Source organism: Mesorhizobium sp. RSR565B (assembly GCF_054719465.1).
Genome location: NZ_JBTTIE010000001.1, coordinates 4,524,834 through 4,544,264, shown reverse-complemented (window position 1 = coordinate 4,544,264; position 19,431 = coordinate 4,524,834). Strand labels below are relative to the sequence as shown.

18 protein-coding genes and 2 pseudogenes are annotated in these 19,431 nt (G+C 63.5%); 11 read left to right on the top strand and 9 right to left on the bottom strand.

Going from position 1 to position 19,431, the window contains the following annotated elements:
* Window positions 1–24 precede the first annotated feature (24 nt).
* Both ACYG9R_RS21785 and ACYG9R_RS21780 read left to right on the top strand, forming a co-directional pair.
* Window positions 25–1,323 (top strand): BtaA family protein, encoded by a 1,299-nt coding sequence (locus ACYG9R_RS21785; RefSeq protein ID WP_031199088.1) that lies wholly within the window; start codon window positions 25–27, stop codon window positions 1,321–1,323.
* Window positions 1,320–1,976 (top strand): annotated as a pseudogene (locus ACYG9R_RS21780) (class I SAM-dependent methyltransferase); the annotation flags it as partial. The gene ACYG9R_RS21785 and the pseudogene ACYG9R_RS21780, both read left to right, overlap by 4 nt.
* Before the next feature lie 124 nt (window positions 1,977–2,100).
* On the opposite strand, the gene ACYG9R_RS21775 reads toward ACYG9R_RS21780, so the two are convergent.
* Window positions 2,101–3,480, bottom strand: coding sequence for a serine hydrolase domain-containing protein (locus tag ACYG9R_RS21775; RefSeq protein WP_023690860.1), 1,380 nt, complete (start codon window positions 3,478–3,480; stop codon window positions 2,101–2,103).
* A 283-nt stretch (window positions 3,481–3,763) separates the two neighbouring features.
* On the opposite strand from ACYG9R_RS21775, the gene ACYG9R_RS21770 reads away from it, so the two are divergent.
* On the top strand, window positions 3,764–4,561 hold the full coding sequence (locus tag ACYG9R_RS21770) for a glycoside hydrolase family 25 protein (protein ID WP_023682151.1): 798 nt from the start codon (window positions 3,764–3,766) through the stop codon (window positions 4,559–4,561).
* A gap of 32 nt (window positions 4,562–4,593) precedes the next feature.
* A complete protein-coding gene (locus ACYG9R_RS21765) occupies window positions 4,594–5,823 on the top strand; it encodes a lytic murein transglycosylase (protein ID WP_023682152.1) in 1,230 nt (409 codons plus the stop codon).
* A 25-nt stretch (window positions 5,824–5,848) separates the two neighbouring features.
* On the opposite strand, the gene ACYG9R_RS21760 is transcribed toward ACYG9R_RS21765, so the two are convergent.
* On the bottom strand, window positions 5,849–6,748 hold the full coding sequence (locus tag ACYG9R_RS21760) for a LysR family transcriptional regulator (protein WP_023682153.1): 900 nt from the start codon (window positions 6,746–6,748) through the stop codon (window positions 5,849–5,851).
* A 115-nt stretch (window positions 6,749–6,863) separates the two neighbouring features.
* On the opposite strand from ACYG9R_RS21760, the gene ACYG9R_RS21755 reads away from it, so the two are divergent.
* Window positions 6,864–7,595, top strand: a complete 732-nt coding sequence (locus tag ACYG9R_RS21755; protein ID WP_023823179.1) for an SDR family oxidoreductase — start codon at window positions 6,864–6,866, stop codon at window positions 7,593–7,595.
* Here ACYG9R_RS21755 and ACYG9R_RS21750 read toward each other — a convergent pair.
* Window positions 7,592–8,812, bottom strand: a complete 1,221-nt coding sequence (locus ACYG9R_RS21750; RefSeq protein ID WP_023668250.1) for an alanine racemase — start codon at window positions 8,810–8,812, stop codon at window positions 7,592–7,594. The two genes, ACYG9R_RS21755 and ACYG9R_RS21750, sit on opposite strands and share 4 nt — an antisense overlap.
* 211 nt (window positions 8,813–9,023) lie before the next feature.
* Between ACYG9R_RS21750 and ACYG9R_RS21745 the strand changes: the two genes are divergently transcribed.
* Window positions 9,024–9,941, top strand: a complete 918-nt coding sequence (locus ACYG9R_RS21745; RefSeq protein ID WP_023682155.1) for a DMT family transporter — start codon at window positions 9,024–9,026, stop codon at window positions 9,939–9,941.
* Between the two features lie 454 nt (window positions 9,942–10,395).
* On the opposite strand, the gene metF is transcribed toward ACYG9R_RS21745, so the two are convergent.
* Both metF and ACYG9R_RS21735 read right to left on the bottom strand, forming a co-directional pair.
* Window positions 10,396–11,313 carry a methylenetetrahydrofolate reductase [NAD(P)H] gene (gene metF, locus ACYG9R_RS21740; protein WP_023688016.1) on the bottom strand — a complete coding sequence of 306 codons (918 nt, stop codon included), beginning with the start codon at window positions 11,311–11,313 and terminating at the stop codon, window positions 10,396–10,398.
* Entirely contained in the window at window positions 11,313–12,335 is a 1,023-nt protein-coding gene (locus tag ACYG9R_RS21735) for an ArsR/SmtB family transcription factor (RefSeq protein WP_023823180.1), read from the bottom strand. Before ACYG9R_RS21735 ends, metF begins: the two co-directional genes overlap by 1 nt.
* 166 nt (window positions 12,336–12,501) lie before the next feature.
* Between ACYG9R_RS21735 and tsaA the strand changes: the two are divergent.
* Window positions 12,502–13,007 (top strand): annotated as a pseudogene (gene tsaA, locus ACYG9R_RS21730) (tRNA (N6-threonylcarbamoyladenosine(37)-N6)-methyltransferase TrmO).
* Window positions 13,004–13,318: a DUF2293 domain-containing protein gene (locus ACYG9R_RS21725; protein ID WP_023668245.1), complete on the top strand. Its 315-nt coding sequence runs from the start codon at window positions 13,004–13,006 to the stop codon at window positions 13,316–13,318. Before tsaA ends, ACYG9R_RS21725 begins: the two are co-directional and overlap by 4 nt.
* Window positions 13,319–13,324: 6 nt before the next feature.
* Here ACYG9R_RS21725 and ACYG9R_RS21720 read toward each other — a convergent pair whose 3' ends face one another.
* Complete coding sequence (locus ACYG9R_RS21720) at window positions 13,325–13,831, bottom strand: hypothetical protein (protein ID WP_023682159.1); 507 nt, start codon at window positions 13,829–13,831, stop codon at window positions 13,325–13,327.
* Between the two features lie 152 nt (window positions 13,832–13,983).
* On the opposite strand from ACYG9R_RS21720, the gene ACYG9R_RS21715 reads away from it, so the two are divergent.
* Together ACYG9R_RS21715 and ACYG9R_RS21710 are read left to right on the top strand one after the other, a co-directional pair.
* Window positions 13,984–14,946: a D-amino acid aminotransferase gene (locus ACYG9R_RS21715; protein ID WP_023668243.1), complete on the top strand. Its 963-nt coding sequence runs from the start codon at window positions 13,984–13,986 to the stop codon at window positions 14,944–14,946.
* A 145-nt stretch (window positions 14,947–15,091) separates the two neighbouring features.
* A complete protein-coding gene (locus ACYG9R_RS21710) occupies window positions 15,092–15,934 on the top strand; it encodes an SDR family oxidoreductase (RefSeq protein ID WP_023697035.1) in 843 nt (280 codons plus the stop codon).
* 59 nt (window positions 15,935–15,993) lie between these two features.
* Here the strand turns inward: ACYG9R_RS21710 and ACYG9R_RS21705 are convergent, their stop codons facing one another.
* Window positions 15,994–16,605 (bottom strand): MOSC domain-containing protein, encoded by a 612-nt coding sequence (locus ACYG9R_RS21705; protein WP_023697036.1) that lies wholly within the window; start codon window positions 16,603–16,605, stop codon window positions 15,994–15,996.
* A 196-nt stretch (window positions 16,606–16,801) separates the two neighbouring features.
* On the opposite strand from ACYG9R_RS21705, the gene ACYG9R_RS21700 reads away from it, so the two are divergent.
* Window positions 16,802–17,368, top strand: a complete 567-nt coding sequence (locus ACYG9R_RS21700; RefSeq protein ID WP_023823181.1) for a methyltransferase family protein — start codon at window positions 16,802–16,804, stop codon at window positions 17,366–17,368.
* Here the strand turns inward: ACYG9R_RS21700 and ACYG9R_RS21695 are convergent, their stop codons facing one another.
* Both ACYG9R_RS21695 and tam read right to left on the bottom strand, forming a co-directional pair.
* Window positions 17,369–18,490, bottom strand: coding sequence for a beta-ketoacyl-ACP synthase III (locus tag ACYG9R_RS21695; protein ID WP_023823182.1), 1,122 nt, complete (start codon window positions 18,488–18,490; stop codon window positions 17,369–17,371). It abuts the gene before it with no gap.
* A gap of 131 nt (window positions 18,491–18,621) precedes the next feature.
* Window positions 18,622–19,392: a trans-aconitate 2-methyltransferase gene (tam, locus tag ACYG9R_RS21690; RefSeq protein ID WP_023823183.1), complete on the bottom strand. Its 771-nt coding sequence runs from the start codon at window positions 19,390–19,392 to the stop codon at window positions 18,622–18,624.
* Window positions 19,393–19,431: the final 39 nt, after the last annotated feature.

Sequence of the window (19,431 nt, the reverse complement as noted above, 5' to 3'; positions counted from 1 at the left end):
TCAACAGGCTGTCACCCGCCTGTCATGCCCCTGAGTTACCCGCTTGCGGCAAAGCAAATGGGGAATCACTTTGCCATGACGGACGTCTCCTCGGATCTCGTTTTTCGCCGCGGCAAGGAAGTTGGAAAAGCCGTCTACCAGAACCGCCCGCTGTCGAAGGCCGGCATCTCGGAGCGGCTGTTCGCCCTCTTGTTTTCCGGTCTCGTCTATCCGCAGATCTGGGAAGACCCTGAAGTCGACATGGAGGCCATGCAGCTTGGCCAGGGTCACCGCGTCGTCACCATAGCGTCGGGCGGCTGCAACATCCTCGCCTACCTCACCCGCTCGCCTGAACGCGTCGATGCGGTCGACCTCAACGCCGCCCACATCGCCTTGAACCGGATGAAGCTGGAGGCGGTGCGGCATCTGCCCTCGCAGGGCGATCTGTTCCGTTTCTTCGGCGCCGCCGGCACCAACCACAATTCGCAAGCCTATGACCGCTTCATCGCGCCGCATCTCGACCCGGTCAGCCGCCACTATTGGGAGCGTCGCAGCTGGCGCGGCCGCCGGCGCATCACCGTCTTCGACCGCAATTTCTACCAGACCGGCCTGCTCGGCCTGTTCATCGCCATGGGCCACCGCATCGCCAAATTCTTCGGCGTCGATCCCGCCGGTCTCATGGCGTCGAAGAGCCTCGCCGACCAGCGCCGCTTCTTCAATGAAGAGCTGGCGCCGGTCTTCGACAAGAAGCTGTTGCGCTGGGCTACCTCGCGCAAGGCTTCGCTGTTCGGCCTCGGCATTCCGCCGGCGCAGTACGATTCGCTGATCACCTCGGGCGATGGTTCGATGGCCAGCGTGCTGAAGGCCCGGCTGGAAAAGCTCGCTTGCGATTTTCCGCTGAAGAACAACTACTTCGCTTGGCAAGCCTTCGCCCGTCGCTATCCCAATCCGGGCGAGGCCGCCCTGCCCGCCTATCTAGAAGAGGCCAACTACAAGGCGATCCGCAACAATGTCGATCGCGTCGGCATCCACCACGCCAATCTGATCGAATTTCTGGCCGGCAAGGACGCAGGCACCGTCGACCGTTTCGTCCTGCTCGACGCGCAGGACTGGATGACGGACGACCAGCTCAATGCCCTTTGGTCGGAGATCACCCGCACCGCCTCGGTCGGCGCCCGAGTCATCTTCCGCACCGCCGCCGAGCCCAGCCTGCTGCCGGGCCGCGTCTCGATCTCGCTGCTCGACCAGTGGACCTACGAGGACGAGGCCTCGCGCGACTGTTCGGCCCGCGACCGCTCTGCCATCTATGGCGGCTTCCACCTCTATGTGAAGCGCGCGGCATGAGCGCGAGCCGGCTGCCGGCCGATCATGCCGAACTGATGGACGGCGTCTACCGCTGGCAGCGCCACATCTACGACCTGACCCGCAAATACTATCTGCTTGGCCGCGACCAGATGATATCCGGGCTGGATGTGCCGGCGAATGGCAGAGTGCTCGAACTTGGCTGCGGCACCGGCCGCAACATCGCGCTTGTAGCCCGCCACTATCCCGACGCCCGCCTCTACGGCCTCGACATCTCGGCTGAGATGCTGGAGACCGCCGGCAAGGCGATCGGCCGCGACGGCCTGTCCGGCCGCATCGTGCTGGCGCGCGGCGACGCCACCGATTTCGACGCCAAGACGCTGTTCGGCATCGAGCGCTTCGACCGCATCTTCGTGTCCTATTCGCTGTCGATGATCCCCGGCTGGGAAAAGACGGTTTCAGCAGCCCTTGCGGCACTCGCGCCCGGCGGCTCGCTGCATGTCGTCGATTTCGGCCAGCAGGAAGGCTTGCCCAACTGGTTCCGGACATTGCTGCGCGGCTGGCTCAAGAAATTCCATGTCACGCCACGTGAATCATTGCGCGAAGTCTTGGAATCGGAATCTCGGCGAACCGGCGCAAGCTTCTGTTTCCGCGCGCTTTATCGCGGCTATGCCTGGCTGGCGGTCGTCAAGATCGCGCACTCTTACCTCCCCCTCGATGGGGGAGGTCGCGCCGAAGGCGCGGGTGGGGGTGAAGTGCCAGGCACCCCGCCCCGGCGCTACGCGCCGACCCTCTCCATCAAGGGGAGGGTAAAGGGAGCTAGCGCAGTGCCTTCATCAGCGCGCCGACCATCACCTGCGGCCGGTAGCCGAGCTTGGCCGGCGTCAACCCCAGCCGCACCACCACCAGTTGCTCCGACGGGATGATGGCGACCGTCTGGCCGTCATGGCCCTCCATCCAGTAGGTATCGTTGGGCAGGCCGGCGGCGACGCCGGCGCCGGGATTTCCTTCGTCCCCCGGGGCTTCGATCCAAAGTTGCCCCTTGCCGTAGACTTTCGAGGCCGGTGCCGGTTCGCGCATCCAGTCGACGAAACCGGCCGGCAGGATCTGGTTGCCGTTCCAGACGCCGCCCTGCAGCAGGAATTGGCCGAACCGCGCCCAGTCATGCCCCGTGGCATAGAGGTAGGATGAGCCGACAAAGGTACCCTCCTCGTCGGTTTCGAGCACCGCGCTTTGCATGCCGAGCGGCCCGAACAGCGCTGCCCTTGGCCACATCAGCGCCTTGTCCTTGTCGCCGATAGCATCCTGCCACAGCCGCGACAGCATCACCGCCGTGCCGCTCGAATAGGAAAAGACCTTGCCGACGTCGCCGGTCAGCGGCTTGGCCTCGGCGAAGCCCGCCATATCCGGTTCGAGGTAGAGCATGCGCGTCACATCGGCAACGTCGCCATAATCCTCGTTGAACTCGAGTCCGCTCGACATCGCCATCATATCGGCAAGGCTGATGGCGGCGCGGCCGTCCGCCTTCCATGAGCCGAACAGGCCCTGATTGGTCACCGCCATCTTGCCGTCCTTGACCAGCGTGCCGACGAGCGCGGCGTTGACTGTCTTGGTCATCGACCAGCCCAGCAGCGGCGTTTTCGCCGAAAAGCCGTCGCCATAACGCTCCGCAACAATGCGGCCATTTTTGACCACCACCACGGCGCGCATGCCGATGCCGGTCATCGCCGCACCGTCGAGGATCTTGTTGATTTCGGGATTTTGCGAGGCATCGACTCGATCTCCCTCGGGCCACAGATCGCCCTTGGTGGCCGCCGACGCCTCGGCAGGGATTGACGTGCGCCGTGCCTTGCCGACGTCGCCATCAGGAACCGAGGCGCAACCCAGGCCGGCGCGCGCAACAGCAACGCTCTTGCCGAGGAAGCCAAGCAGCCCGGCCGAGACGGTCCCCCTGTTCTTGTCGACCGACACCTTCATCAGCCTGAGAAGCGGATGGCCGGGCGCCTGCACGTCGATGGCAAGCACCTCATTGGGATCACGGCCGGCGATAAAAACATTCGAGCAGACAATCTTGGCGGAATAGCCGGAACCGACGCGGATCAGTTCGGGCGGCGCGACGTAGAGCCAGGTAAACAGGGCGGCTATGGCCAACACGACCAGGCCGAGCAGCCATTTGATGATCTTCACGGCGATCCGCATCTTTCCGTCCCTGCTTTTCCGCTGCCCGTGGCTTGCGGCCCGATTTATGTCATCGATTTGCCGCCATTGCTTCCGCAAAATCGGTGTTCTTGTCGAGCGCCGTCAACCTGTTATCAACCATGATCGGCGATCACTGGTGCATGTCGCCCAAAAGTGCGCAGCGGTTTTGGAACAACGACATGCACGAAAATAGCGTATCAGGCGATGCTGTGGGGCGATCGCCTGAGGGGCACCTGCAACGACAACCCAACAGCGACCGGCTGATTCCGGCTCGGGAAATGCGATGCGCCGTTTCGCGGCCCTCATCACGTTGACGCTGCTGGCCGCCTGCTCGACCGCCGGCGATCTCGTGCCCTCGATGTCGCCATCCAGCAGCCCGACGGTTGCCGTGCGCGCACCGCGTTTCGAAGACTCCAAGCCGCATGAATGGGATAGCGGCGCGCCTTGGAACTATGCCGTTCACGGCACCGACGTCTCCAAATACCAGACCTCGGTCGACTGGCCGACGGCCAAGGCCAGCGGCATCTCCTTCGCCTTCATCAAGGCGACCGAGGGCGGCGACCGTTTCGACGAGTATTTCAACGAGCATTGGTCGCGCACCAAGGCCAATGGCATTCCGCGCGCGGCCTACCATTTCTTCTATTTCTGCACGCCTGCCGCCACCCAGGCGCGCTGGTTCATCCAGAACGTGCCCGTCGACCGCTCGGCCATGCCGCCGGTGCTCGACATGGAGTGGAACCCGCAATCGCCGACCTGCCGGCTGCGCCCGGATTCAGCGACGGTGCGGGCCGAAATGACCACCTTTCTCGAGATGATCGAGCGGCACTATGGCAAGAAGCCGATCATCTACACCTCGGTCGACTTCTTCGACGATAACGACCTTGCGACCTTCCGCGGCTATCCCTACTGGCTGCGCTCGGTGGCCGGCCACCCCCGCCAGAAGTACGGCAGCCACCCTTTCACCTTCTGGCAATACACCGGAACCGGTATCGTGCCCGGCATGAACGGCAAGTCCGATATCAACGTCTTCAACGGCACTGAGGCAGCCTGGAAAAAGTGGCTGCGGCAGAACACCCGTTGACACCGGCTCTACCGCCTGCTTTTCGACGTCCCATGCGCACCTACCTGCAGCCACTGGGATATTTACGCCGGAAACAGTCGAAGAGCCGCCTGCGCTCCGGGCTGCTCGCGGCCCTGCTGCTCGGCGCTACGGCGATGCCGGCGGCGGCGCAGGAATGCGGCGGCGACTTCGAAACCTGGAAGCAAGGCGTGGCGGCGGAAGCCAAGGCAGCCGGTGTCGGCGCTGTCGGCCTTAACGCGCTGGAGGCCGCCACCATCGACGACAAGGTGCTCGCGCGTGACCGCGCCCAGGGCGTCTTCGCCCAGACCTTCATTCAGTTCTCCAACCGCATGATCTCGGCCTACCGGCTGAAGCAGGGCGCGGCCAATCTGAAGAAATACGCCGAAATCTTTGCGCGCGCCGACCAGCAGTTCGGTGTCCAGGCGCCGATCATCACCGCCTTCTGGGGGCTGGAGACCGATTTCGGCGCCGTACAGGGCGATTTCCACACGCTGAGCGCCTTGGTGACGCTGTCGCATGACTGCCGCCGCCCGCAGCTGTTTCGGCCGCAACTGCTGCCGCTGTTGACGCTGATCGATCGCGGCGTCGTTCCGGCCGACGTCACCGGCGCCTGGGCCGGCGAGATCGGCCAGACGCAGATCCTGCCTTCCGACTATCTCGCGCGCGGCGTCGACGGCGACGGCGACGGCATCGTCGACCTCAGGCGCAGCGTACCCGACGTGATCATGACCACGGCCAACAAGGTGCTGTCGCGCGGCTGGAAACGCGACCAGCCGTGGATCGAGGAAGTGCGCGTGCCCGAGGACATGCCCTGGGAGCAGACCGGCCGCACCAACAAGCTGCCGCTGTCTCAATGGGCCGCGTGGGGCGTCACCAATCCCGATGGCACGCCGCTGATCGACAATGGCCTGAAGGCCGGCCTGGCGCTGCCGATGGGCCGCAAAGGTCCGGCCTTCCTCGCCTACGACAATTTCGACGTCTATCTCGAATGGAACCAGTCCTTCACCTACGCGCTGACCGCCGCCAACTTCGCCAGCCGGCTGGCCGGGGCAAAGCAGTTCGACCCGCGCAATCCCGAAACCGGGCTCAATGGCGACCAGATGAAGGAATTGCAGACCAAGCTCGAAGCCAGGGGCTATGACGTCGGCACCGTCGACGGCATTCTGGGCACCAACACCCGCGAAGCCATCCGCAAGGAACAGATGCGGCTCGGCATGCCGGTCGACGGCTGGCCGACGCCGGAGCTTTTGGGGAAACTGTGAGTAGAATCTGCCCAAGCTGGGTTCCTTATTCCCTACTCCTTGCCCGGACGAAGTCGATAAATGCCCGCAAAGCCGGGGGGACGTGCCTCGAACTCGGGTGATACAGGAAGAAGCCTGGAAAGCTGGGCGACCAGGGCTCTAGAAATCTCATCAGCCTGCCCGCATTGATCCAGGACTGGACCTGATAGTCGATCATGTAGGCAACGCCTGCTCCACCCAGCGCCGCGTTCAGCATCAGCTCGGTGTCGTTAACAGTCAGGCTGCCCTCGACGGCGATTTCCAGAGACCGTTTGCCGCGCGCGAACTCCCATCGATAGAGGTTGCCGCCACCAGGCCACTGGAATGTTATGCATTGGTGCTGATGCAACTCCTGCGGATGGCGCGGTATGGCCCGATTTTCGAGATAGACGGGAGCGGCCACCGCCGCCATCTGCAAATCCCCGCTCAGTTTCACTGCCACCATGTCCTTCTCCAGCCGCTCGCCAAGCCTGATTCCGGCATCGAACCGTCCTCGAACAATGTCGGTCAGCGTATCGTCGACGATGACGGTCAGCGCGATATCAGGATAGGCGCGTTGGAAGTCGCCAAGGATCGGGCCGATGAACCGCACCGCGGCAACACGCGGCACGTTTATTCGTAGCGAACCCGCCGGCCGATCACGCGCGGCTTGAATGTCCGCTACGGCGCCCTCCAGCTCTTCGAACGCAACGGCAAGGCGCGCAAACAGCGTCTCGCCGGCACCAGTGGGTGAAACACTACGCGTCGTGCGATTCAGCAACCTGATGCCGATGCGAGCCTCCAGTTGCCGAATCGACTGGCTGAGCGCCGGCGGGGAAACACGCAGCCGGGCGGCGGCGCGGACGAAACTACGCTCTTCCACGATTGCGGCGAATGCCTTGAGCTCGGCGAATTCAGAACCGCGCATTGTGTATTAGTCAGATAATAGGCCATTATCTGATCAGTTGCATGGCCCTATTTCTCGACTAGCGGACCCGTCGGATGAAACCGGCACGGGCCTGAATGATTGAAGGAAACGTATCATGCCCAAGTCCTTGCAAGGCAAAACCGCACTCGTCACCGGCAGTTCGCGCGGCATTGGGCGAGCCATCGCCGAAGGACTCGCCTCCAAGGGCGCTGCCGTCGTCGTCAACTATGTCGGCAACCACGAAGCCGCTGACGAGGTCGTGGCCGCCATCGCCGGCAAGGGAGGAAAGGCGATCGCCGTCCAGGCCGACATATCAAGCGTCTCGGATATTCATCGCCTGTTTGACGAGGCTGAGAGTGAGTTCGGCGCGATCGACATCGTGGTTGCCAATGCCGGCGTCGCCGTCATCAAGCCTCTGACCGAGGCAACCGAAGCCGATTTCGACCATGTCTTCGGCACCAATGCCAAGGGCACGTTCTTCGTGCTTCAGGAAGCAGCGCGCCGTGTGCGAAACGGCGGCCGCATCATCGCGGTCTCCACCGGCGGCACCAAGATGTTCTTCACGCAAACGGCGCTCTATCTCGGCAGCAAGGGCGCCGTCGAACAATTCGTCCGTGTGCTCTCGCGTGAACTCGGACCGCGCGGCATCACCGTGAATGCGCTGTCGCCTGGCTTCACGGACACGGACCTGCTTCCCGAGCGCGATCGCGCCGTGGCGGCCGGCATGTCTCCATTTGGCAGGATCGGCGCGCCCCGCGACGTTGCCGATGTCGCGGTCTTCCTGGCCAGCGACGAGGCCCACTGGCTGACCGGCGAGAATATCCAGGCCGGTGGAGGCGTCGCCTAATCCGCCATTGTCTCCAGGCTGGCGAATCCCTGCGGCGCATCGCCTTCGTCAAACGGCGTCGTCACCTCGACAAATGTGTCGGGATAAAAACCGTTGAAGCGGGTTCTCAGCGACAGCGAATAGGCGCCGATATGGCCGATCTCGATCCAGTCGCCAGTGTCGACGGTTTCCGGCAGCCAGAACGGCCGCGACAGGATGTCGACGGAATCGCAGGTCGCGCCGCAGACCTTGAAGGGCACGATGTTCTTCTCCTCGCCATTGCGCGAGCGGATCGCCGGATCGGGGATGAAGCGGGCCGGCAGTGTGATCTTGCCGGTCCAAGAATCCGACAGCGACGCCCAGATGCCGTCATTGATGTAGAGCCGCTTGCCCTTGCGCAGCAGCACCCGCACGATCAGCGACAGGCAGCGCGCCACGATCACCCGGCCGGGCTCGGCCACCAACGGGATCTGGTCGAACTGGTATTCCCTCAGGTCGCCCGACAGCCGCGACATGATCTGGCCGAGCGACGGCATCTCGATCTGCTTGCGATTGGGGTCATGGCCGTACTCGGCGGGAAAGCCGCCGCCGACATCGAGGCCCGCAATGTCGAAGGTCAGCCGGTTGCGCACCCAATCGGCGGAGGCCAGCGCCCGCTCATAGGTGTCGGGATCCTCGATCTGGCTGCCGACATGGAAGCACAGGCCGACCTTGTAGCCGGTGCGGTTGAGTCGCTCGGCGAGTTCCACAGCATAGGCCGGCCCGGCGCCGAATTTCTTTGACAGTTCATAGGCCGCCGAGCCCTTGGTCTGGATGCGCACGAACACGCTGATGGAGCCCGGATCGATGTCAAGCGCCCGCACCACCCGCGTCAGCTTGGTGATCTCGTCCTCATGGTCGAGCGAAATGACGCGGATGGCGTATTTTTCCAGCGCAAGCTTGATGTCCGACTGCGCCTTGACCGGATGCATGTAGAGCATCTCGGCGTCGGGTGAGACGGCGCGCACGGCGGCGAACTCGCCGGGCGAGGCCACATCGAAGGCGGTGACGCCGGCTTCGACCAGCGCCTTCAGCACGATCTGCTCGCCATTGGTCTTGACTGCGTAGGCGGTCTTGCCGGGAAACATGCCCATGAACTGTTTGGCATCCGCCTTCAGCACCTGCGGGCGAAAGCAGTAGACCGGATCGTCCGGCCGAAGCGCCAGCGCCGCCTCGCGGGCATTCTCGAATCGCTGCATGGACGAATCCCCTGACTTCTCGGCTGCGCACAATTAATCCAAGCTAGCGGCCAAAGAAAACAATTCTGTGTCTGGCGGGCACTGACCCAGCGGCGCACCCTCCTGGCAGCACTGTTGCCAGCAATCAGGTTTCGGGTGGCTCTTGTCGCCGGACCCGATATGCCTTCTGCCTGAGTGGCTGGCATTGATGCCGCGGGGAAGGACGTTCACGATGGCAATAGCCACGACAGCCGTGCAGCGCGGACCGATGACGCTGAGGGACTGGGGACAGCTTCTGCTGCTCGGCGCCATCTGGGGCGGCTCGTTCTTCTTTGCCCGCATCGCCGTTGCCGAAATGCACCCGCTGGTGCTGGTTCTGTTTCGCGTTGCCATTGCGGCCATTGCACTGCAGCTCTATCTCGGCATTCGCGGTCCGTCCTTCCGCCTCGCCTTCCCGCATGCCGGCCTGTTTTTCCTTTTGGCGCTCGCCAACAATGTCGTCCCGTTCTCGCTGATCTTTGCCGGCCAGACCGCGCTTGGCGCCGGCGTCGCCTCGGTGCTCAATGCGACGACGCCGTTCTGGACGCTGATCCTCGCCAACGCGCTGACAGCGGACGAAAAGCTCTCCTGGAACAAGCTTGCCGGCATCGGGCTCGGCATCGCCGGCACCGCTGTCATGATCGGCCCCGGCCTGCTGGCCGGGCTCGGCGGCCCGGTCTGGGCGAAATTCGCGCTGATCGGCGCCTCGCTGTCATACGCCGTCGCGCTGATGATTGCCCGCCGCTTCAAGGGCGTGCCCTCGCCGGTCATCGCCACCGGACAATTGACGGCGTCGACCATCATCATGATCCCGGTGGTGCTGCTCACCTATGGCCCGGCCGGCCTGTTCTCGGCCTCGCCGCCGGTCTGGACGGCGGTGCTGGCGCTGGCGCTGCTCTCCACTGCCTTCGCCTACATCCTCTATTTCAACCTCGTCGCCTCGGCCGGCGCCACCAACGCCTCGCTGGTCACGCTCATCGTCCCGGCCAGCGCCATCCTGCTCGGCCTCCTGTTCCTCGGCGAGCGGCTCGCTCTGTTCGAGTTCTGCGGCATGGCACTGATCGCGCTTGGCCTGGTGACGATCGACGGGCGGTTGTTTGGTCGGCGCTAATGCTGTCGACCAAAAGTGCGCAGCGGTTTTGGGACAACGACGCGCTTTAGCTCTGGTAGCGCTGCCATGCCTCGCTTTCGCCACGGCCGCGTCACAATTTATTCACAGGCTGCCAGCGGCTTTTGCCGAAGAGTTTCAACGCTTAACGACAGGTGGCAGGTCGCAAATTCCACAATCGCGTCGCATTGCAGCATATTTTCCGCTTGCCTGTGGCACAAATGCCCCTAGACTCCCATCCATAGCTCTTGAAGAAGGAGACTATGACATGGGACTTACGAGGCCAATCAACGCATTGATGATCTGTGCTGCATTTGCCTTCATTGGCGCCCTTATCATAGGTGTTCTTCCGTAACCGCCGGAGCGGAAGAAAACAGCAGCAATAGCCCACAAATTCGAAAGGCCGGGTGTTTCGCCCGGCCTTTTGCATATTTCAGATTTCGTACCACGATGAAGCTCAGGCGGCGGCGGATCCAGCTGCCTCTGTTTCGTGGGAGCGGATGCCGATCATATGGCAGATGGCAAACACCAGGTCGGCCCGGTTCATGGTGTAGAAATGGAAATCGCTGACCCCGCGCTCGACAAGGTCGAGCACCTGCTCGGCCGCCACGGCAGACGCCACGAGCGCATGCGTCTGCGGATCGTTGTGCAGCCCTTCGAACCGCTCGGCCAGCCATGCCGGCACCAGCGCGCCGCAGCGTGCCGAGAAATTGGCGACCTGGGTGAAATTGTGCACCGGCAGGATGCCGGGCACGATCGGGATGTAGATGCCGGCGCGGCGCGCCTTCTCGACGTAACGCTCGTAGAGATCGTTGTCGAAGAAGAACTGGGTGATCGCCCGCGTCGCGCCATTGTCGGCCTTGCGCTTCAGCATGTCGAAGTCGGTGGCAAAGTCCGGGCTTTCCGGATGCTTTTCCGGGTAGGCCGAGACCGAGATGTCGAAATCGCCGGCGTCTTTCAATGCCCCAACCAGTTCGGCGCCATTGGCATAGCCATCGGGGTGGGGCCGGTAGGCGGTGCCGACACCGGCCGCCGGATCGCCACGCAAGGCGACGAAGCGCTTCACGCCCATGTCGGCGAATTCGCGGACGACGGCGTCGACCTCATGGCGGGCGGCGTCGACGCAGGTCATGTGCGCCGCCGGCGTCAGCGTCGTCTCGTTCAGGATGCGCTTGACCGTGCGCGCCGTGCGCTCCCGCGTCGAGCCGCCGGCGCCATAGGTCACCGAGACGAATCTCGGCTTCAGCGGCTCCAACCTGGTGACGGTGTCCCAGAGCCTGGCTTCCATCTCGTCGGTCTTCGGCGGGAAGAACTCGAAGGAGACGCGGACCTTGTCGCCAATGTCGGGACGGCGGGAAAAGCGGAACTGGTTCATCAGGCGATTTCCCCCATAGGGTACGCTTTGGTGGGTTGGGTGTCATTGGAAGGCTCGGCCATCAGCATGCGGCGGTCGCGGCCGAGCCACAGCTTGACGGTGAGCCTGGCTTCGTTGCCGCCGCGCGGCTCGAATTCCTGGGCATCCTCGAGATCGAGCCCGGCCTCGGCAAACCATTCTGAGATCTGCCGGTCGGAAAGGCCCAGCCTGACATGCGCGTGCTGGTCGCGCAGGAACTCCAGCGCATGCGGCGCGAAGTCGACGATCACCAGCCGGCCCGCCGGACGCAGCAGCCGCGCCGCCTCGCGAATGGCGCGTGCCGGGTCATCGAGATAGTGCAGCACCTGATGGATGGTGACGAGGTCGAAGGCGTCGCGCTCGACCGGCGGCGCGAAAATGTCGCCTTGGCGGACCTGCGCATTGGCGATGCCTGCCTTGTCGAGATTGGCCCGCGCCACCGTCAGCATTTCGCGCGACATGTCGATGCCGACGCCGCGCCGGTAGAGCGGCGAAAATATCTCCAGCAGCCGCCCGGTACCGGTGCCGAGGTCTAGCATCGACTGGAACGGCCGCTTGCCGACCAGCTTGAGGAGTGCGGCTTCCACCGCGCGGTCCGGCACATGCAGCGAGCGGATGTGATCCCAGCTGGCGGCGTTCTCGGAGAAATACTCGGCGGCACGGTCCTGGCGCTTGCGCTTGACCGATGCCAACCGCTCGAGATCGCGCTCGACCTGTGGATCGGCGCCGCGAATGCCAGAGACGAGCCCCATGACGAAGTCGCGCGCGGAATCCGTATCCGACAGCCGGAAGAAGGCCCACGAGCCCTCCTGGTAGCGGCCGATCAACCCGGCCTCCAGCAGCAGCTTCAAATGCCGCGACACCCGCGGTTGCGACTGGCTGAGGATCTCGGTGAGGTCGGACACGGTGAGATCGCCGCGCGACAGCAGCGCCAGGATGCGGAGCCGGCTCGATTCGGCCGCAGCCTTCAACGTATCAACCATCGTATCGAGCGAAACATGCATTGGCGTATTCTCGTTGAAAAGATATAAACATATGTTTATGTCAGCTTTGGCGGCATAGCAAGGCCTATGTCGCTTCCTGACAAGAAAATGCCGCACACATGGTCCCCGCCCGAGAGAACCGCTTTTCCCTGACGATCGGCTGCAAACTTGTGCTAGGGCGAAAGCCATGTTCGAGACGCGCGACGGCGAAAAGCTCCTGCAGACTGACCCGGCTGACATGCCGGCGGATGGCCATATCGTGTTCATCGGCCGCATCGCCTCGCCATGGACATCCAGGCAAACCTGCCCAAAGAACATGCGCGCGGCGCGCGAGGCCGGACAGGCGGCCACGGTTCTCATCGACCCTGCCTATCGCGACGGCCTGCTTGCGCTGGAGCGGGCCAGCCACATCGTCATCCTGTCCTGGCTGCATCACGCGCCGCGGGCACTGATTGTCCAGAGACCCCGCCATGCGGCTGAGCCGAAAGGCGTTTTCTCGCTGCGCTCCCCTGCCCGGCCGAACCCAGTCGGGCTGCATATCGCCAGGCTGATCGCGTCGACATCGACCACGGCCGCATCGCCATCGACGCCATCGATGTGCTCGACGGCACCCCGGTGATCGACATCAAGCCCTATTTCGCCTCGACCGACGCCTTTCCCGAGGCGACCATTGCCGGGCGTGACGAAAAATGAGCGCGCCCACCGGCCGCCGCCGCGCCATCGCCAAGGCGCTGACCGCACTGCTGCCCCTGGCGCCCTATGCCGATATGGAGAAAATCCGCACCGAGGCCGGCGCCGTGCACATGAAGACGCTGCCGCCGGGCATCGCGGTCTGGCTGGCGACGATCGCCCATATCAGGCACGGCCATACCGACTATGAAAAGCTGCTGGCCGAGGGCTATGACCGCGACTCGGCGCGGTTCTTCGTCATCGAGCAAACAAACATGGTGCTGACCCGTTGGCGCGCCACGCGCCTGCTCGATGCAGAGGACGAAGAGGAATAATTTCAGCTACCGTCGCTTCAATACGGCAACCGCATTGTAGGGCTGGCCGTCGGCCTGGCCAACCCAGGTCCAGGACAGGTTCCCTTTGAAAAATCGGACGGTGATGCCGCCACCGTCGATGCACTTGTCCTGGCCGTAGCTGATGTTTTCCCGGTATTCCGCCGAACTGTCGTCGCGAGAAATCTGGGTCAACGATCCGCCGCAGCCGAGCGACGGATAGTCGATCGACGCGGCGCCATCGCCGATTGTCATTGCGATCGCCCAATCGGCGCCGGCAGCACCGGCCGGACTTTGATGACCGCTGCCGGTCCAGACGCCGTTGAGCCCCGCCGCGTTGACCACGCAAGGCACGTTCTGAAAGATCGGCGTCAGCTCGCTGCCCGTCTTCTCGCAACGATAGGTCTGGCCGTTCTGGCACAGCGCCTCGCCCTCGCGAGCGCATTGCGCGAAGGCATGGCCAGTGACGAAGACGAGGAAAATTGCAAAGCTGATGGTCCGAAAAGATCTGCCCATTTTGCCCCTCCCGGCCGGATATTTTCAAGCCGGACCATAGGGCATATCGAATGTGCTACCTAGGACAAACAGCGATGGTTGGGTGGCCCTATGCCGCCTGCAGGGGACCACTAGCTTGAATCTGCCGCATCAAGCCGAAGGGACCAATCGCCATGAACCGAAGCGCAGCAGCCGGTAGCATTGTGCCATTGCCGGCTTTGTCGGATCGCCATATCGATCCGCATTCCTATCCCGACGGCATCGCCTTTCTCGATGGTCAGTATCTGCCGATGTCGCAAGCCAAGATCTCGGTGCTGGATTGGGGCTTTCTGCATTCCGACGCCACCTACGACACCGTGCATGTCTGGGACGGGAGCTTCTTCCGACTCGACCTGCATCTCGACCGCTTCTTCGCCGGCTTGCAAAAACTGCGCATGACGATCCCGTCCGACCGCGATGGTGTGGCCGAGATTCTGCACAATTGCGTGGCGCTGTCGGGCCATCGCGCCGCCTATGTCGAAATGCTGTGCACACGCGGCGCCTCGCCGACCTTCAGCCGCGATCCGCGCCAGGCGGTCAACCGCTTCATGGCCTTCGCAGTTCCCTTCGGCTCGGTCGCCAATGCCGAGCAGTTGCGGCGCGGCCTGCATGTCGCCATTAGCGACAAGGTGCGCATTCCGCCGGTCTCGATCGATCCGGCGATCAAGAACTACCACTGGCTCGACCTCGTGCGCGGCCTCTACGACGCTTATGACCGTGGGGCCGAAACCGCATTGATTCTCGACTTCAACGGCAATGTCGCCGAAGGCCCCGGCTTCAACGTGTTCTGCGTCAAGGACGGCAGGCTGTCGACGCCAGCCGCCGGCGTGCTGCCCGGCATCACCAGGCGCACCGTCTTCGACCTCTGCGCCGAGGCAGCGCTTCCCACCACGGCCGTCGACGTCAGCGTTGCCGCGCTGAAGGCTGCCGACGAAGTCTTCATCACTTCCACCGCCGGCGGCATCATGCCGGTGACAGTGATCGACGGCGCTGCTGTCGCCGACGGCAAGATAGGCGGGATCACAAAGCGCTTGATGGCGCTCTACTGGCAAAAGCATGACGACCCGGCCTGGTCGAGCCCGGTGCGCTATCCCTGACCGGCGAAGGTCCTGCTCCACACGATGACGTGACCAAAAAGATTCCCCCTCGCCTCTGGAAAATCGCTCGACGCACCGTATATCGCGGAAGCGGAGAAGCCTCCGCTTCCCAGTTCACGGCCCGCATGGGCAAGGATTCCACGTCATGACAAGCAAGGTTTGGTTCATCACCGGATCGTCGAAAGGCTTTGGCCGAGTCTGGGCCGAGGCCGCACTCGCTCGCGGCGACCGTGTCGCCGCAACCGCGCGCGATGCCGGCACGCTCGCCGATCTCGTCGCGAAATACGGCGATAATGTCGCCGCGATCAAGCTCGACGTCACCGACAAGAAGGCTGTCGATGCGGCCATCGCCGAGGCGCACAAGCGCTTTGGCCGGCTCGACGTCGTCATCAACAATGCCGGCTATGGCCATTTCGGCGCCATCGAGGAAGTCAGCGAACAGGAAGCCCGCGACCAGATCGAGACCAATGTGTTCGGCGCGCTCTGGGTCACCCAGGCGGCTTTGCCGATCATGCGGGCGCAGGGCTCCGGCCATATCATCCAGATCTCGTCGATCGGCGGCGTCAACGCCTTTGCCTCGCTCGGCCTTTACCATGCCTCGAAATGGGCGCTCGAAGCCTTCAGCCAGTCGCTCAGCATCGAGGTCGCCGAATTCGGCATCCATGTGACGCTTGTCGAGCCGGGCGGCTTCTCCACCGATTGGTCCGGCGCTTCGGCCAAGGTCTCCAAAGCGATCGAGGCTTACGCGCCGGCCCGTGCCAAGATGGCGGAACGCCGCGCCAACTCGGTCGCCGGCGACCCCAAGGCCACCGGACCGGCGATGCTTGAAATCGTCGACGCGGCCGAGCCGCCGCTGCGCGTCTTCTTCGGCGATGGCGGCCTACCGATGATCAAGCAGGAATACGCCAACCGCATCGCGCTGTGGGAAAAGTGGGACCACGTTTCCGTCGAGGCGCAGGGCGCCAAGAAGAACCGCAAGGCGGCCTGAGCGCGTCTTGAAATCCGGCTGCGTCGCCCCGGCGGCGCAGCCCGTGCCCTAGCCCGGTACTAGGATCGATAAATCCACTGCTCGGGCACGCGCACCGAGATCTCTTCCCCTGTTGTCATACGACCCGGTTTCTCGACCCAAGCAACGAGGCCGCGCAGCCGTTTCGCCGCCTTCGGGAAGGCCAGCGCGCCGGCCTCCCGATCGGCCATCTCGGCGTTTTCGGCGATCGAACGTCCAGCAAGCCGGCAAGGCCCGTTCTGCGCATCGACCTTGATCGTCACGCCACTTCTAAAGAACAGCAGCGTGCCTGACGGCAGCATCGAGAGATGCGGCACGCCTTCGATCAACAGATTGGCGCCGATCCATTCCGGCTTGATCTCGGCCAGCCCCATCCGCTCGGCAACGACGGCGAGTTCATCCGCTGCTACGATTGATATCTGCCGCTCGTTGCGGATTTCGGTGCCGCGCGGATACCAGGGTTCGCGACCGCCCGAACGACGGGTGGCGCCGGCGTGGAAGTCGCCGTCGATGCCTTCGAAACCGAGCTGCAATGCTTCCACTGGGCGCGTCTGAAAGTGATTCGACGGTGCGGCGTAGAGCGCCGTCACCCTGGCTACGAGTTTTCGCGCTGAAATGATCTCGATCGGAGCCTCAGGGAAAAGATCCAGCATGGCTTACTCCTTGTGCAAGATCGCATTAGCGATAGCCATGAGCCCGGTCCAGTCCAAAGCAATGATGATCCGATCAAGCGGGCTGATGGCAGCCGATCACGATCTTCTTACCGCGGATCGCATATCCTATCGTACTGCGCCGCATTGCAGCCGTGCTGCACCGGCCTCATGGTGAGACAAGTCTGCGGAGGTTTCCATGCGTCCCGGGACTGCAATCGCGCTGCTTTGGCTGATCTGGGTCGTGTCCTGGTTTCTAGCCGCCTTCTGGGCCGACCCGGCGAAAAAGCGTGCCGGCATCCAGGAGGAGCTTCGCTATCGCGCTTTGTGGTTGTTCGGCGCGGTGCTGCTGTTCATTCCCGCGCATGGCTATGCCGGCCGGCTGCGGTTCTGGTTTCCGACCCTTGCCGAAGCGTGGATCTGCGCAGGGCTTGTTGCCGTTGGCCTGTTGTTCGCCTGGTGGGCGCGGTTGCATCTCGGCCGTTTCTGGTCGGCTTCGGTGACGGCCAAGGCCGAACACCGTGTCGTCGACACCGGTCCCTACAGAATGGTCCGCCACCCGATCTATACCGGACTGCTTCTGGCGATCCTTGCCACAATGGCGGCCAAAGGCACGGTCTGGGGCATCGCCGGCGCGATTCCTCTCACCATCGGCATCGTCATGAAGGCAAGGCTGGAGGAACGCTTTCTGCGCGGAGAACTCGGCAACGCCTATGACGATTATGCCCGCAGCGTACCGATGCTGGTGCCGTTCATGCCGGCCTGATTACAGCATCCGCAAAAGCGCGCCGCCGATCGAATAGCCGGCGCCGAAGGCGCACAGCACGCCGAAATCGCCGGGCTTCATGTCGGCGTGGTTTTCCGACAGCGCGATGATGGCGCCGGCGCCGGCGGTGTTGCCGAGCCGCTCCAGCACCATCGGCGCGCGGTCGTGGTCGACCTCGTGGCCGAAGGCCAGTTTCAGGATCATGGCGTTCATGCGCGCATTGGCCTGATGCAGCCAGAAGCGCCTGATGGCTTGCGGCGTCAGCCCGTGCTCGGCGAGGAATTCGACAATGAATTTGTGGCCGGCGACGGTGACTTCCTTGAACACCTTGTTGCCGACCTGCTTGATCAGATTGCCTTCGAGGTTGATCATGTAAGGATCGTCCTGGGCGGTGCGGGTGTGATAGCCCAGATTGGTGCGGATATTGTTCGACATCTGCGTCCAGGTGCGCGTGTCCAGCACCTCGAAGCGCCCCGGCCGCTTCTCGCCCCTGGCCAGCCCCTCGACCACCATCGCCACCGACGCATCGCCGAAGATGAAATGCGTCTGCCGGTCGCGGAAATTGAGATGGCCGGTGATGATCTCCGGCGTGACCACCAGCACGCGTTTGTGCGCGCCCGCCCGCACCAGATTGGCCGCAATGTGCAAGGCGGCCGCGGCCGATGAACAACCAAGCCCCATATCGAAGCCGGCGCCCTTGGTGCCCAGCGCCTCCTGCATTTCGATGGCGATCGCCGGATAGGGCCGCTGCTGGTGCGAGGCCGAGCAGATCACCAGGTCGATGTCGGACGGCTTCAGGCCGGCATGGTCGAGCGCCTTCCTGGCTGCGGCGACGCCGAACTCGGCCTGCAGCGACAGCGCATCGTCGGGCCGCGCCGGAATGCGCGGCGCCATGCGGGTCGGATCGAGAATGCCTTCGCGCTCGATCACATGCCGGGTCTGGACGCCCGAGGCATGAACGATGAAGGCGCTGTCGGATTTCTGCAGCAGCGTCTCATCCGTGCCTTGCCGGCGTGCATTCTCGGTGTCGACCCAGGCATTGAAGCTGGCGACCAGTTCTTCATTGGTGATCTTGGCTTCAGGGATTTCAACGCCAATGCCGCTGATGATGACGCGATGCATATCCAGTCCGTCCATGCGCAGGCGTTGTCGTTCTCATGTGAACGACGAAGGGGCGCGACACAACACTTTTCTCACCCCACCGGTTTACGCCGGCTTAAACCATAGGCTGTGGCCGGATGTCATCGGGAGTGCTAGCCGGCCCGCTTGGCGACGATGAAGATACGCGGAAAGCGCAGCAGCACCTTGCCGTTTGCGGTCTTCGGATAGGCCTCGGTGATCTTGGCCGTGTAGCTGTCGAGGAAGGTCTTGCGCTCGCCGGCGTCCAGCGGATCGAGGAAAGGCTTCAGCCCCGTCGACTTCACCCATTCGACGATCGCCTCGGCGTCGGTCAGCGGATGATTGTAGGCTGTATGCCAGATATCCACCCGGTCGGAGAGCGGCGACAAGAGATCATAATAGAACGACACCGCCGGCAGCGGTCCGCGCGCAGCACCTGCCATCTTGGCGGCGAACGGCATTTCGGCGGCCGTCTCGCGCATCACCTGATGCGACGGCTCAAGCAGATTGTCGGGCATCTGGACGGCGAGCGCGCCACCGGGGGCGAGAAAGCCCATCAGCCGCTGAAACACTACCGGGTGGGTGGGCAGCCACTGGAATACCGCGTTGGCGAAGATGACGTTGACCGGCTCGGCCGGTCGCCATGTCGAGGCATCGGCGAGGTCGAAATTGACGCTGGGCAGGCGCGCCTTCGCCTTCTCGATCATGTCGGGAGAGGTGTCGAAGCCGCTGATATCAGCATCCGGCCAGCGCTCGACCAGCAGCTCGGTCGAATTACCCGGGCCGCAGCCGATGTCGACCACCCGGCGCGGGAAATCCACCGGCACCTGCGCAACAAGATCGCGCGCCGGCCGTGTGCGCTCATCCTCGAATTTCAGATATTGGGCGGCTGACCAGTCGGTCATTCAAGCTTTCCTCGTATCAGTTGAGAAATTCGCCGCCCC

Excerpts from the sequence above, each read along its gene's own strand:
- ACYG9R_RS21735 (WP_023823180.1), bottom strand. The coding sequence starts at position 12,335 with ATGCATGTTTCGCTCGATACGATGGTTGATACGTTGAAGGCTGCGGCC.
- ACYG9R_RS21785 (WP_031199088.1), top strand. The coding sequence starts at position 25 with ATGCCCCTGAGTTACCCGCTTGCGGCAAAGCAAATGGGGAATCACTTT.
- ACYG9R_RS21715 (WP_023668243.1), top strand. The coding sequence starts at position 13,984 with ATGAACCGAAGCGCAGCAGCCGGTAGCATTGTGCCATTGCCGGCTTTG.
- ACYG9R_RS21700 (WP_023823181.1), top strand. The coding sequence starts at position 16,802 with ATGCGTCCCGGGACTGCAATCGCGCTGCTTTGGCTGATCTGGGTCGTG.
- ACYG9R_RS21770 (WP_023682151.1), top strand. The coding sequence starts at position 3,764 with ATGCGCCGTTTCGCGGCCCTCATCACGTTGACGCTGCTGGCCGCCTGC.
- ACYG9R_RS21760 (WP_023682153.1), bottom strand. The coding sequence starts at position 6,748 with ATGCGCGGTTCTGAATTCGCCGAGCTCAAGGCATTCGCCGCAATCGTG.
- tam (WP_023823183.1), bottom strand. The coding sequence starts at position 19,392 with ATGACCGACTGGTCAGCCGCCCAATATCTGAAATTCGAGGATGAGCGC.
- ACYG9R_RS21725 (WP_023668245.1), top strand. The coding sequence starts at position 13,004 with ATGAGCGCGCCCACCGGCCGCCGCCGCGCCATCGCCAAGGCGCTGACC.
- ACYG9R_RS21775 (WP_023690860.1), bottom strand. The coding sequence starts at position 3,480 with ATGCGGATCGCCGTGAAGATCATCAAATGGCTGCTCGGCCTGGTCGTG.
- metF (WP_023688016.1), bottom strand. The coding sequence starts at position 11,313 with ATGAACCAGTTCCGCTTTTCCCGCCGTCCCGACATTGGCGACAAGGTC.
- ACYG9R_RS21755 (WP_023823179.1), top strand. The coding sequence starts at position 6,864 with ATGCCCAAGTCCTTGCAAGGCAAAACCGCACTCGTCACCGGCAGTTCG.
- ACYG9R_RS21720 (WP_023682159.1), bottom strand. The coding sequence starts at position 13,831 with ATGGGCAGATCTTTTCGGACCATCAGCTTTGCAATTTTCCTCGTCTTC.
- ACYG9R_RS21745 (WP_023682155.1), top strand. The coding sequence starts at position 9,024 with ATGGCAATAGCCACGACAGCCGTGCAGCGCGGACCGATGACGCTGAGG.
- ACYG9R_RS21695 (WP_023823182.1), bottom strand. The coding sequence starts at position 18,490 with ATGCATCGCGTCATCATCAGCGGCATTGGCGTTGAAATCCCTGAAGCC.
- ACYG9R_RS21765 (WP_023682152.1), top strand. The coding sequence starts at position 4,594 with ATGCGCACCTACCTGCAGCCACTGGGATATTTACGCCGGAAACAGTCG.
- ACYG9R_RS21710 (WP_023697035.1), top strand. The coding sequence starts at position 15,092 with ATGACAAGCAAGGTTTGGTTCATCACCGGATCGTCGAAAGGCTTTGGC.
- ACYG9R_RS21750 (WP_023668250.1), bottom strand. The coding sequence starts at position 8,812 with ATGCAGCGATTCGAGAATGCCCGCGAGGCGGCGCTGGCGCTTCGGCCG.
- ACYG9R_RS21705 (WP_023697036.1), bottom strand. The coding sequence starts at position 16,605 with ATGCTGGATCTTTTCCCTGAGGCTCCGATCGAGATCATTTCAGCGCGA.